Raw genomic sequence first — 12,866 nt, 5'->3', positions numbered from 1 at the left:
GCCATGTTCAACACCATTATCATTACGGTCAAGACGCTGTTGCGCCGGCCGAGCACGTGGGTTTGGGGCGCGATCTTTCCCGTCGCGCTTTCCACGATGTTCATGTTTATGTTTGCGAATCTGAGCTCCGACGGCACGGTCGACCCGGTGCCGGTGGCCGTCGTGGCGGATGAGGCCTGGGGCGCCTCGACCTTTAAGGACGTGGCGACGTCGCTTGCCAAGGAAGGCGACGACCAACTGCTCGAGATCCACGAGTGCGACGATGCAGTCGATGCGAACCGTGCTCTTAAGGCCGGCGAGGTCGCGGGCATCTATGCGGTCGATGCTGCGGGCACGCCCAAACTCACGTTGCTTTCGAGCTGTGACAGCTCGCGTGCGACGTCGGTGCTCACCGACCGCAGCATCCTGGAGACGGTGGCAAGCTCGTATACGCAAAATGCCGAGCTCATGCGCCAGATTGCCCAGGACAACCCGGCGGCGCTCGCCGACCCGGAGGCAGTTGCGCGCGCCCTGTCGCTCGAGGGCGGAATCCGCCGTGTGAGCCTGACGCGTGCCACGCCCGATGGCACGGTCATCTACTACTACGCGCTCTTTGGCCTGGTTGCGATGATGTCTGCCGAGTTTGCCGCCTTGAGCGTCGTCGACCTGCAGCCCAATCTGTCGGGCCTTGGCGCGCGTCGCTGCGTGGGCGGTCTTTCCAAGACGGCATCGCTGGCCGGCATCTTTGTGGGCGCGTGGTTGGTCTCCTTTGCCTCGATGGCGATCGCGATCGGCTACGTGCGCCTGGTCGTGGGGGTCGACTTTGGCGGGCGCGAGGGGCTCTGCCTGGTGGGCGGCGCCGTGTCCGCGCTTGCCGCCACGGGTCTGGGCCTTTTTGTGGGCACGCTTCCCGTTAAGGGCGGCAAGGCGTCCAAGTCGGGCATCCTCACAGGCTTTGCCACCACGTGTGCCCTGTTCGCCGGGCTTTATGGCGAGCCGGCGATGGCGCTTGCCGACGACGTCGCCCGCGCCTGCCCGGCCGAGAGTTGGCTCAATCCCGTCAAGCTTATCTGCGACATGTTCAACCGCTTGTATTTCTTTGAGGACCTGGGTCCCTTTGCCGTTCGCGCTGGCGCGCTGGCCCTTATGGCGTTGCTGTTCGTTGCCGTCGCCACGCTGATCTTTGGAAGGAGCCGCTATGAGCACCTTTAAGACTGCGCTTCGCATGGCGCTGGCGCACCCGTTCTACCTGCTCATCTATACGGTGTTCATCTCGCTCATGGGCGTATTCATCGCGGCATCGGTGAGCTGGAACTCGTCGCAGCTCACCGAGTACGAGCCCTACGACACCAACGTGATCGTGGTCGACCGCGACGACAGCGACCTTTCGCGTGCGCTTACCAAGCACCTGGGCTCGCGCTTTGATCTGGTCACGGGTATCGGCGAGGACACCTACGACCTTGCGGACGCGCTCTCCAAGAGCAACAGCGCCAAGGGCAGCGCCGACTGCGTGTTCTTTATCCCGGAGGGGTTTGAGGACGACCTCGTTGCAGCCGCCAGAGCGGGGGAGTCCCTGCCCAAGCTCGATGTGACCTACGGTGCCGGCACCATGGCGGCGGCGCTTTCGTCTGCCGAGGCCTCACGCTGGATCTCGCTCGCGGGCGCCGCGGCCGCACTTGATCCTACTGCCTCCGACGGTGACGTCGCCAAGGCCGCCGAGCGTGCCGCCGCCAAGCGCGCGGAGGTCGAGATCGAGCAGGTCAAGGTCGACTCGACAGCCGCCGCCACGCTTGAGTCGTACTTCAACTTTGGCACGTACGCGATTATCTCGTCGGTCATCGTATCGGTGGGGCTGGTGTTCTCGGGCATGAACGAGCCCGAGCGCGTGCGCCGCATGGAGGCCAGTCCGGTCTCCGAGCGTCAGCGCTCGCTTGCCGTGTTTGCGGCCGCCGCCGTGCTCGCCGTCTGCATCTGGTTTGTGTCGAGCATGATGGGCGTCGTGGGCTTTGCCGGCGCGGTCGCCGAGGTCGGCGCGAGTCGTGTGTGCCTAGCGCTGGCGGCAACGTTTGCCCTGGCGTGCACGCCGCTGGCCGTTGGCTTTGCGTTGTCGAGCCTGGGCGCGCGCGAGGAGCTGCTCAACGGTGTGGGTAACCTGCTCGGCATGCTCATGACGTTTTTGGGCGGCGCCTGGATGCCGCTGTCGCTGATGGGCCCGGCCGTGCAGACCGTAGCGCACTTTGTGCCGACATATTGGGTGAACGACGCGATCGGCAAGGCGCTCTCGTCGGACCTGACGTCCGCCGTGCTGGGAGACATCGCCTGCGATCTGGGCGTCACGGTGCTCTTTGCCGCGGCCATCGCTGCCGTAGGCCTAGCCCTCGCACGCGCCAAATCCCACGCCTAGCTACCTAGTCATTGGGTGCTCATTGGGGACAGACTTAAACGACCAAGAGTGGTCATTGGGGACAGACTTAAACGACTAGTCATCGGGGACAGTCTTTGCCGATTCGCCGGCTCGCCGGCAGGGTTGCCAAGGACTGTCCCCAACTGCCGGCAGGAAAGGAACGTCCCTAACTGCCGGGTGTCGAGGCACTCATTTAAGTCCGTCCCCAATGAGTGGTTTCAGTCATTTAAGTCTGTCCCCAATGACTAGGCGCCGTACTTGACATTGACCCCGCTTTAACGGGTACCATCCTCTATGTCTGTAACGCCATATAGACCGAGGGGATATATATGACCGCAACTTCACCCGCAGCACCCGCTAAGGTGTACTTCACCAACTTGCGTACGCATGCTCGCGAGAGCCAGCTCGACAAGCTCAAGCGCCTCATCCGCCGTGCCGGTATTGAGCAGATCGACTTTGAGAACAAGTTCGTCGCTATCAAGATTCACTTTGGCGAGCTGGGCAACCTGAGCTTTTTGCGCCCCAACTACGCCCGCGCCGTCGCGGATGTCGTGAAGGAGCTGGGTGGCAAGCCCTTCCTCACCGACTGCAACACGCTCTATGTGGGTAGCCGCAAAAACGCGCTCGAGCACATCGATACCGCCTACCAGAACGGCTTTACCCCGTATGCCACGGGTTGCCAGATCATCATCGCCGACGGCCTCAAGGGTACCGACGAGGCGCTCGTCCCGGTCGAGGGCGGAGAGTACGTGCGCGAGGCCAAGATCGGCCAGGCGCTCATGGATGCCGATATCGTGATTAGCCTCACCCACTTTAAGGGCCATGAGCAGGCCGGTTTTGGCGGCGCCATGAAGAACCTGGGCATGGGAGGCGGCAGCCGTGCCGGCAAGATGGAGCAGCATGCCGCCGGCAAGCCGAACGTCGCGACCGAGCACTGCATTGGCTGCCGTGCCTGCGAAAAGATCTGCGCGCACAACGCTATCTCGTTCGACGACACCCGCGAGCGCGAGCTTGCCAGCGGCGCTACTCGCACGGTGCACGTGGCTGCCATCGACCACGATCGCTGCGTGGGCTGCGGACGCTGCATCGGCGTGTGCAACCAGGACGCCATCAAGCCCGTCTATGACGCCGCGGCCGACGTGCTCAACTGCAAGATCGCCGAGTACACCAAGGCCGTCGTCGACGGCCGCCCGAGCTTCCACATCTCGCTTGCCATGGATATCAGCCCCAACTGTGATTGCCATCCCGAAAACGATACGCCTATCGTCAACGATATCGGCATGTTCGCGAGCTTCGACCCGGTCGCCATCGACCAGGCCTGTGCCGATGCCGTCATGGCGTCCGAGCCGCTGCCCAACACCGAGCTCACCGATAGCGCGGCCAAGATGGAGCATAACCACGAGCATCTGGAGGGCGAGCAGGCGCGTGACCCCTTCTGCATCACGCATCCCGACACCGACTGGCGCGCGTGCATCGCGCACGCCGAGAAGATCGGCCTGGGCACGAGCAAGTACGAGCTTATCGAGGTCAAATAGCGCCTAGCTATTGGACAATATAAGCGCCTTTGTGGCGTAATTCGAGCAAAAGCCGCTCGCGAGCACAGCGCTCACGGGCGGCTTTTCGGAAGTGCGGGGAAAAGTCGAACACCGCCGACCACAAGGCGTTTTTGGCAACAAAACCCAGACGTTGCTTGTTGCCTAAAAATACTCGTCGAGGAAGTTGTTGACTGTGTTCCAGTAGAGCTCGGGGTCAACTTGCGCACTCTTGGCGTGGGCGGCGCCGTGGATAAACAACATGAGATCCGTCGCGTGTTTGAGTTGCTCCACACTGCTTGCCTTATGAAAGTCGTAGCCTGCGCGCACGTTGCACACCAAGTTTGCTACATCGAGCAAGGGAAAGCTGGGCAGGCGCGAGCAGGTTCATGCCGCGGTCATGGAATCGTTTGGCGTATCGGGCCATACCGATGGGCTCATTGGTGTATCCGTGTAGGCAGATGGCGTAATTGTGAGTGGTCTCTGGGGCGGCAAAACACCAAGCGGCGAGCTCGGTTCCGTCGCCCGCGGTGAGGCTGCTGCTCTCGCGATTCTCTTTAAACCACGCCCGCGCCTCGGTTTCCACGGCATCCGGCTGCTCGCCTTTTTGTCGTCTTTGCCATCCTGCATTATTTTCATGGTGTACGGCGCTTGGGGGTTCAGGGCAAAGTCAAACAAAAAGTTGCCGGCAAATCCGAGCAACGTGACAACGAGCGCCAGCGCAACAACGACGGTCATCTTAAGCTTTCGATGGGGGTGTGCGCTTTGAGACATTTACGGTTCTTCTTAAAGATGTTGATACGTCAACACTTAAAACAAGCGCATTATGGATGTTCGCCGTTGATGCGTCAACAAGAAAAGAATGGGTAAACAAGGGGTCACGTATGGTGCAAATTTCGCACGTACCCAGACGCTTTGATATAGTGTTGAGAACTATTTACTTGGAGGATGTAACCGGCATGTCCGATTCGAGCGACAGTTCCAAGCCGCGACCCAAGGCCGCGGCCGTTCCACACTACACGGTGGGCGAGGAGATCATGAACTCCGTCACCCATGGTGTCGGTTGCCTGCTGGGTATCGCGGGCTTGGTGCTCCTGATCGTATTTGCCGCTCTTCGCGGCGGAGGCCCGGCTCACATGGCCGCGGCGATTGTCTATGGCGTCAGCATTATCCTCGAATACCTAGCCTCTACGCTCTACCACGCGATTCAGCCCGCACGCGCCAAGCGCGTGTTTCGCATCATCGACCACAGCTGCATCTACCTGCTCATAGCCGGCAGCTATACGCCGTTTTGCCTCATCACGCTCGCAAACGACGGCGGCCCTATGCTGTTCTTTGCCGTATGGGCCATCGCCATTATCGGCATCGCCCTCGAGTGCTTTATGCGCGAGCGTCAACCGCACTGGGTAAGCGGCCTGGTCTACCTGCTGATGGGCTGGCTCGTCGTCTTTAAGCTGCCCGAGCTCGTGTCGCTGCTCAACCCCGTGGCACTTGCCCTGCTCGCTGTCGGCGGCGTGTGCTACACCGTGGGCGTGCCGTTCTACATCGCTAAAAACGTGCGCTACCTGCACAGTGTGTTTCACTTGTGGGTGCTCGCCGGCAGTATCTTCCAGTTCATGGCGGTGATCCTCTTCGTAATCTAGCGATCACGTCTGTGCCTGTGGACCCATCCAAGCGGCCGCCGGACGCAACTGCCCTATCCGTTATCTACGCTTACTACCTAACGTCCCGAATCTTGGAGGTTCGAGAAACTCCCGATGGACATAACCATCTCCCTTATCACCACCCTCGTTTTGACCCTCATCAACGGCTACTTCTCTATGTCCGAGATGGCGCTCACCACGGCAAAGCGCGCCGTGCTGGAGCACGAGGCCGAGGAAGGCGACAAACGCGCCGAGCGCGCCGTTAAGCTGGCTGCCGACTCCGACCAGCTGCTCGCCACCATCCAGGTCGCCATCACGCTTGTGGGCTTTGCCTCGTCCGCGGTCGCCTCGACGAGCTTGTCCGACCCGCTCGCCACGTGGCTCATGAGCTTTGGCATCGCGCCGCTCTCTGCCATCGCGCGCGGACTGGCGCCGGTCATCATCACCGTTGCGGTCGCCTTCGTGTCCATCGTGATTGGCGAGCTTGTGCCCAAGCGCATTGGTCTGGCCAATGCCGAAGGCGTGTCCAAGCAGGTCGTGGGGCCGCTGTCGTTTTTCCAAAAGATCGCCCGTCCGCTCGTGTGGCTGACTGGTGCTTGCTCCGATGGTCTGGCCCGCATCCTGCGCATCAAGAGCGCCGACGATCGCCAAAACGTCTCGGAGGAAGAGATTAAGTACATGGTCTCGGAGCAGGACGACCTGCTCGACGAGGAAAAGCGTATGATCCACGAGATCTTCGACCTGGGCGATACCGTTGCCCGCGAGGTCATGGTGCCGCGCGTGGACACCACTATGTGCGAGGACGACGAGACGGTCGCCGACGTGCTGTCCACTATGCGCCAGACCGGCTTTAGCCGCATCCCCGTCTATCACGAAGATCCCGACAACGTGGCGGGCATCGCGCACATCAAGGACCTGATTCAGCCCTCGCTCGACGGCGAGGGCGACCAGCCCATCGCCGGTTATTTGCGCGACGCCACCTTTGTGCCCGACACCAAGGACATCCTGCCGCTGCTGTCCGAGATGCAGACTTCGCACGACCAGATCGTGGTGGTCGTGGACGAGTACGGCGGCACGGCTGGCATCATTACCATCGAGGACATCGTCGAGGAGATCGTGGGCGAGATCGAGGACGAGTTCGACCCCGACAACAAGTACCTCACGCGTCTTTCGCGCCGTGAGTGGCTCGTCGATGGGCGTTTTTCGTGCGATGATGCGATTGAGCTTGGTTGGCCGCTCGAGGAAAGCGATGATTATGAGACCATCGCCGGCTGGATTTTGGAACTTTGCGACTCGGTGCCCGACATCGGAGAGGTGTTTGAGGTTGCAGGGTACAAGTTCAAGGTGCAGTCGATGCGTGGCCAGCGCATCTCGCTTATTCGCGTGATCGCTCCGGCCGAAACCGATAAGAAGGATTCCGAGTCCTCGGCAGATAAGCCGGCGACGCCGGGCGCGGGCTCTGCGGGCCCGCACGACGGCGACGAGTAGGGCAAGGAAGAGTAGGGGAGAGTTATGGCAGGCCTGTTCAACATCCTTAAGGTCACCGTCAGCGAGGACAAGATCTGCGCGCATGTGCTGGTGAACCCCGGCATGCCGCTCATGACCTCGGAGGACATCGAGGCCACGGCGCGCGTGTACTACCTGGTGCCCGCGATTGCCAAGCACCTGTGCCTAGGCGATTCCGGTCGTGAATTCCAGGACTGCATGGGCCAGACCGAGCTTTGCCATCTGCTGGAGCACGTGACAGTGGAGCTCATGAACGAGACCGGTCTCGCCGGCAGCATTTCGTGCGGCCGTACCCGCGTAAGCGAGCACGATGAGCGTGTCTTTGAGGTTGAGCTTTCATGCCCCGATGACGCGCTGGCCATCGGCGCGCTGTCTTCGGCGACCTTTATGATGGACTGGGCCTATCTACACGCCGACCAGCCTGCCCCTGACGTGGAGGGCACGGTCGCGGGCCTGCGCAACCTGGTGCTGGGTATGCGCGCCGAGGCCGAGGGCAAGGATCCGCACGAGGCCATCGCCGCCGCAAACGCCGAGGACGGGGCCGAAGGCGAGGCTCCTGCCGATTCCGAACCCGGCGTCGAGGCAGCTGCTGAGGAAGTTGTCGAGTCCGAGCCCGCGGAGCCCCAGGGTGTCCCGAGCTTTGACGATGAGCTGCAGGAGGCAATCGATACCGAGGGCGCGACCGCCGAGAGCCACGAGGCCCCCGCTGCCGTCTACGGTGGCGCGGCGACGGTTCCGGCAGGCCCCGCACAGGAAGGTGCGCTTCCGCTCGTTGATGGCGCCGGCGAGGACCCGGCCGCCACGGTGGCCATGCCTGCCATACCGCAGGAGTAGGCTCACTCGCTTATCACCATCATGCACCTGCGCTTTTACCGTACGCAGATGAGCGCGACGGCAAGTGTTGCGCTGCGGGTATAATGGACAGCATTCAAACGGTGGGCATCGAGGTGCCCGCAGGAGAGGAATGATCATGGGAAAGACTTTCAGCTTTGTTTCCGGTGCGCTCTTTGGCGCTGCCGCCGGCGCTATCATCGGCGTTGCTCTGGCCCCGCGCTCGGGTGCCGAGACCCGTGCCATGGCCGCCGATATCGCCAACGATGCCTGGGACAACATGCGCGACACCTACGAGCACGGTGCCGAGGAGGCTCGTGCCGCGGTCAACGACTTTGGTCCGATGGTCGACGCCAAGACCGATGACCTGCGCGCCAAGGTCGACCTGGCCCGCGAGCGCATGGACCAGCTTCGCGAGCAGCTCAACGACGCCATCTCGGGCGGCAACGTGACGCCCGCTGCCGACGTCGTGGTCGAGAACGTCACTGAGGCCGACACCGAGGCCACGGAGCCCTCGACCGAGGCATAATGCGCGCAGGGGATTTTGTCGGCGTCAAGGTTTATCGTAAGCCTGCCGAAGACAAGCGCACCAAAAAGGACGGCACGCCGCGCAGCCCCAAAAAGCTCGGCAAGATTCATTTTCCGGTCTTTACCCCGGGCGGTACGCGCGTGGTGGGCTTTATGGTTCGCCAGTCCGATATCGCGGGCATGATCGAGCGCCCCGATCGATTTGTGGCGCTCGATGCCATCGGCGTCTATGAGGGTGCTGTTGCGGTCGACGACGTCAAGGGCACCTACGATGCCGCCGCGGCCAAGCGCCTCGATATCAACCTGGACGATTGCATCATCTGGGTTGGCATGGACGTGCGCACGGAATCGGGCGACGTCGTGGGCTACTGCTCGGACGTTGAGTTCAAGCCGCGTTCGGGTATCGTGCAGACGTTCTACGTGACCGCCGGCACTGCCTCGAGTGTGCTGGTGGGCGACACACAGATGCCGCCGACGATGCTGCGCGGCTACGAGAACGGCGCGATGATTGTCTCGGACGAGGTCAAGTCGCTCGGGTATTCGGGTGGCGCGGCCGCCAAGGCTGCCGAGGCCAGTGTCGTGGTGGGCGATAAGGTCAAGAAGGGCGCCAAGGTGCTCGATGACAAGGGGTCGGCCGCCGTGGACAAGGGCAGTCGCGCACTGGGCAAGCAGCTCGGCAAGACGCGCGGTATGTTCAAGGCCTTTAAGGACGAATATCAAAAGGCGAGCGGGGGCTCGTCAAAAGCTAGCAAATAGCGACGTACCAAATGACGGGGGGCGAGCCGGAGACATGTTGCTCCGGCTCGCTGTGTTTATGGGGGAGGGCACATGCGCCAAAACGGATCTAACTTAAACGGGCGCTCGGGTGCGCGTCCGACGGCGCGACGCGACCTGGGGCAGCTGCCCAGCGGTCAGCGTCGACGTCGCCGTAAACCCGGCGCGATGTACCTCAACCATAGCCGTGGGTTTAGCGATCGCAGCGCGCGCATCGGCAACGGGCGCTCACCGCGCCGACCGTCCCGCCTGCCCTATGCGCTCATCGCTGTCGGCTGTGCGCTCGTGCTGTTTATCGCTGCCGTCGTGGGCTATGTCAATCGCAGCGTGGACATTGTGCTCAATGGGGAGCAGGCTTCGGTGCGCGTGGGCTCCACGTTGCAGAACCTTATCGATGATCAAGGCCTGACCGACACCTACGATGCCGGCGACTTGTTGGCTGTCGACGATAGCGTGCTTACCCGCCGTGGCGGCGAAAAGCTGTCGGTGAAGGTGGACGGCAAACGGGTGAAGCAGGGCAAGTGGAATAGCCGCGAGCTAACGGGCGGCGAGAAAGTGACGGTCAAAGACGGCCGCGACACGTACGAGAAGCACGAGGTCCAGGTCACGACCATTGAGCCCAAGTTGAAGGTCGAGGGCACGGGCGCTATCGAATACGTTAAAACCTGGGGCGTTCAGGGCCGCTCCGAGGTATGGGTCGGCGAGCAGTCGGGCAAGACGCAGGACCGCGGCGAGGTCGTGCCTGCCACCGACTGTGTAGTCGAGTGCGCGAGCGTAGCGCCCAAGGGCAACGAAAAGTACGTGGCCCTGACATTTGACGAGGGTTTGAGCGGCGCGACCAAGCAGGTCTTGCAGGTGCTCAAGGAAAAGGGCGTCACGGCGACGTTCTTCCTTTCGGGCGATGCTGCGGAAGCCTCGCCCGCTACTGCCAAAGCGATTGTCGATGCCGGATGCGAGATCGGCTCCAACAGCTACAGCGATGATTCGCTCAAGGGCAAGGATCGCGAGGCGGTGCGCAAGCAGATCACGAAGGGCACCGAGGCGATTAAGTCGGCGACCGGCGTCGAGACGATGTTGCTGCGTGCTCCCTACGCCGCGTTTGACGAGCAAAACTGGATCGATGCGATGGACCTGGTGTCTGCCGTGGTCTCGTGGAATATCGATTCGGGCGACTGGCTGCTCAACGGCGCCGACGAACAGGTTTCGACAGTGCTCGAATCGGTGACTCCGGGCAACATTGTTTTGTTCACCGATAGCGACGAGTGCTCCGAACAGACGCTCGAAGCGCTGCCGCAGATCATCGATGGCCTTGTCGCCAAGGGCTACAAGATCGTGACGCTGAGCGATTTGGTTAAGACGGATACGTCGCTGAGCAAAAAACTCACCTCGCTAACGAAGACTTCCATGCCCAAGAACGCCGTGTTTCCCCAGCTCGCAGGAGATAACGACACCACAGACTAGTCACGGGGGACGTTTTTAAACGACTATGTCACGGATGCGTCAGCGTTTGATATGCCTGCGATGTTTGGAGCATAAATTTGGCGTCACGGCGCGATGCTGATGCTATAGTTACTGCGGATAACAAGGGTCAAGAGAAAGGTTGCAGGTGAAATCCAAACCTCGACCATACAGTCGATGACCCCTTGCAGGTGCTTCTTGCGCATGCACGGGGTGTGAGCGCCGAGCGGTGTGCCGCCCGCGCATGCGTATACATATCTAAAAGTCCACGGATGGCGTGCCGGCATGGCCACGGTCCGAAGGAATAATGATGGGGAGCACCAGTGAATTATCTGAGTGAGATGCTCAAGCTGCCGGTCTTGGACGTCGATGGCGAAAAGCTCGGCGTTGTGAACGATTTTGGCATTGCTACCGGCGAAGTTTTTCCGCACGTGACGTCGCTCGCGTTCCGCGGTCCCGGCAAGACGCCGTTTATGATCAGCTGGCGAAAATGGGTCGACCGTATCGACGAGACGGGCGTATACCTTAAGACGTCGGCTACCGAAATCCGTTTTTCGTACCTGCAGCCGACCGAACTCCTGCTCGCGCGCGACGTGCTCAACAAACAAATCGTCGACACGCAGGGCATGAAGGTCGTGCGCGTAAACGACATCAAGTTTTCCATGTCAGGCGAAAATCAGCTGCGCCTGCTGGGTGCCGAAGTCGGTGCCCGCGGTCTGCTGCGCGCAATCAGCCCCGCTCTTGAACACGTCGTCGAGGGCTTTATGAAGCACCTGGGCAAACCGCTCGGCGAGGACATCATCGCCTGGTCCTACATGGACCTGCTCGATCGATCGACTAAGAACATCCAGCTGTCGGTGTCGCATAAGACGCTCGGCGAGCTGCATCCTGCCGACATTGCCGACATTATCGAGCAGCTCGATCCTCGCCTGCGCGCGCAGGTGTTCGCGCAGCTCGACACCGCCCAGGCCGCCGAGGCCATCTCGGAGTTCGATGACGACGAGCTCATGACCGAGATGCTCGAGGGCCTGTCCGACACGGATGCGTCGTCGATGCTGGCCATGATGGACCCGGACGACGCCGCCGACCTGATCGACGAGCTCGATTACGAGAAGGCCGAGAAGCTCCTGCGCCTGATGGGCGTTCAGGAGGAGAAGGCGATTCGTAACCTGCTGGGCTATGAGGAAAACACTGCCGGCCGCATTATGACCTCGGAGTTTGTCTCCCTGCCTGCCACGGCGACGGTCGGTGACGCTATCGAGGCGATCCGCAAGCTCGACGAGGATTTCGAAAGCGTCTACTACGTCTATACCGAGGATCCGAGCGGTATGCTGACCGGCGTGCTCTCGCTGCGCACGTTGATCGTGGCCGACCGCGACGCCACGCTGGGCCAGCTGGCCTACCGCGACCTGGTTTATGTGTCGCCCGACGAGGACCAGGAAGACGTAACGGACGAGATGACCAAGTACGACCTGGTCGCCATCCCCGTCTGCGATGAGAACCGCCACATCTTGGGCATTGTGACCTTCGACGACGCCATGGACGTTATCGCCGAGGAGCACCAGGAGGACCTGCAGATCGCAGGCGTCGGCTCGGGCGACAGCGCGTCCGACGACTCGACGAATGTGCTCAGCTGGTTTGTGCATCGCCAGTACTGGGTTGTCGTGTGGGGCATTGCCTCGTGCATCATGGCGGCAGTGCTGGGGACGGCGCTGGGCTCCGCACATCTGGTGGTGTTCCCCATGTGCGCCATGCCGCTCGTGCTGCTGGCTGCCTCGCGTATGGTGTCGTTCGTCAAGAACTACTTCCTGGAGTACGACGGCCATGACGATGAACCCAAGCCGTATCTGGGATTCTTCTTCCAGAGCACGGGCATGGGCCTGATCCTGTCGCTCGTGACCTACCTGTGCGCTCAGCTGGTGCGCACCACGGCGTTCCCCGACGCGCCCATGCTTGAGGAACAGCTCTTTACCGGCTGCTTTAACATCGCGGCCATCGTCTGCCTGATTGGCAACATGAGCGCTGTGATTTACCTGATGGTGCTGTTCTGGCGCGACGAGCACGACCTCAATACGTCGGGTACCGCCATGAACGTCATTGCCGTCATGATCTCGTGCGTGGCGTACTGTGCCGCTGCGGTGCTGCACACCATGTCGGTCATGGGTTAGGTGGTCGCGTGCAAAATAGCAAGCAAAAGCAGGGCACCAAGCA

The 12,866-nt window shown here is 61.5% G+C and carries 11 protein-coding genes; 10 read left to right on the top strand and 1 reads right to left on the bottom strand.

The window, feature by feature from the left end:
• Positions 1-3 precede the first annotated feature (3 nt).
• The 3 genes from ACTQ40_RS05035 (at position 4) to ACTQ40_RS05025 (ending at position 3,918) form a co-directional block, all read left to right on the top strand.
• Complete coding sequence (locus tag ACTQ40_RS05035) at positions 4-1,191, top strand: ABC transporter permease (RefSeq protein WP_441563495.1); 1,188 nt, start codon at positions 4-6, stop codon at positions 1,189-1,191.
• A complete protein-coding gene (locus tag ACTQ40_RS05030; RefSeq protein ID WP_441563494.1) occupies positions 1,178-2,383 on the top strand; it encodes an ABC transporter permease in 1,206 nt (401 codons plus the stop codon). Before ACTQ40_RS05035 ends, ACTQ40_RS05030 begins: the two co-directional genes overlap by 14 nt.
• A 329-nt stretch (positions 2,384-2,712) precedes the next feature.
• The gene (locus ACTQ40_RS05025; protein ID WP_427727237.1) at positions 2,713-3,918 is read left to right on the top strand and encodes a DUF362 domain-containing protein; all 1,206 of its coding nucleotides are present in this window, start codon (positions 2,713-2,715) and stop codon (positions 3,916-3,918) included.
• Between the two features lie 162 nt (positions 3,919-4,080).
• On the opposite strand, the gene ACTQ40_RS05020 is transcribed toward ACTQ40_RS05025, so the two are convergent.
• A complete protein-coding gene (locus tag ACTQ40_RS05020) occupies positions 4,081-4,275 on the bottom strand; it encodes a hypothetical protein (RefSeq protein WP_441563493.1) in 195 nt (64 codons plus the stop codon).
• A gap of 599 nt (positions 4,276-4,874) precedes the next feature.
• On the opposite strand from ACTQ40_RS05020, the gene trhA reads away from it, so the two are divergent.
• The 7 genes from trhA (at position 4,875) to ACTQ40_RS04985 (ending at position 12,823) form a co-directional block, all read left to right on the top strand.
• The gene (gene trhA / locus ACTQ40_RS05015; RefSeq protein ID WP_441015314.1) at positions 4,875-5,558 is read left to right on the top strand and encodes a PAQR family membrane homeostasis protein TrhA; all 684 of its coding nucleotides are present in this window, start codon (positions 4,875-4,877) and stop codon (positions 5,556-5,558) included.
• A gap of 114 nt (positions 5,559-5,672) precedes the next feature.
• Positions 5,673-7,046: a hemolysin family protein gene (locus tag ACTQ40_RS05010; RefSeq protein ID WP_154516597.1), complete on the top strand. Its 1,374-nt coding sequence runs from the start codon at positions 5,673-5,675 to the stop codon at positions 7,044-7,046.
• A 24-nt stretch (positions 7,047-7,070) separates the two neighbouring features.
• Complete coding sequence (locus ACTQ40_RS05005) at positions 7,071-7,898, top strand: cyanophycin synthetase family protein (RefSeq protein WP_441563492.1); 828 nt, start codon at positions 7,071-7,073, stop codon at positions 7,896-7,898.
• A 136-nt stretch (positions 7,899-8,034) separates the two neighbouring features.
• Positions 8,035-8,424 carry a YtxH domain-containing protein gene (locus tag ACTQ40_RS05000; protein WP_154516595.1) on the top strand — a complete coding sequence of 130 codons (390 nt, stop codon included), beginning with the start codon at positions 8,035-8,037 and terminating at the stop codon, positions 8,422-8,424.
• Positions 8,424-9,179: a PRC-barrel domain containing protein gene (locus ACTQ40_RS04995; protein WP_154516592.1), complete on the top strand. Its 756-nt coding sequence runs from the start codon at positions 8,424-8,426 to the stop codon at positions 9,177-9,179. The genes ACTQ40_RS05000 and ACTQ40_RS04995 overlap by 1 nt, the downstream gene beginning before the upstream one ends.
• Before the next feature lie 72 nt (positions 9,180-9,251).
• Complete coding sequence (locus ACTQ40_RS04990; protein WP_441563491.1) at positions 9,252-10,658, top strand: polysaccharide deacetylase family protein; 1,407 nt, start codon at positions 9,252-9,254, stop codon at positions 10,656-10,658.
• A gap of 320 nt (positions 10,659-10,978) precedes the next feature.
• Positions 10,979-12,823 carry a magnesium transporter gene (locus ACTQ40_RS04985; protein WP_427795580.1) on the top strand — a complete coding sequence of 615 codons (1,845 nt, stop codon included), beginning with the start codon at positions 10,979-10,981 and terminating at the stop codon, positions 12,821-12,823.
• Positions 12,824-12,866: the final 43 nt, after the last annotated feature.

Source organism: Collinsella sp. Sow4_D11, from assembly GCF_052116465.1.
In the GTDB taxonomy this organism is placed as follows: Bacteria; Actinomycetota; Coriobacteriia; order Coriobacteriales; family Coriobacteriaceae; genus Collinsella.
The sequence above is the reverse complement of the archived record's forward strand: the minus strand, read 5'-3'. Positions and strand labels throughout refer to the sequence as shown.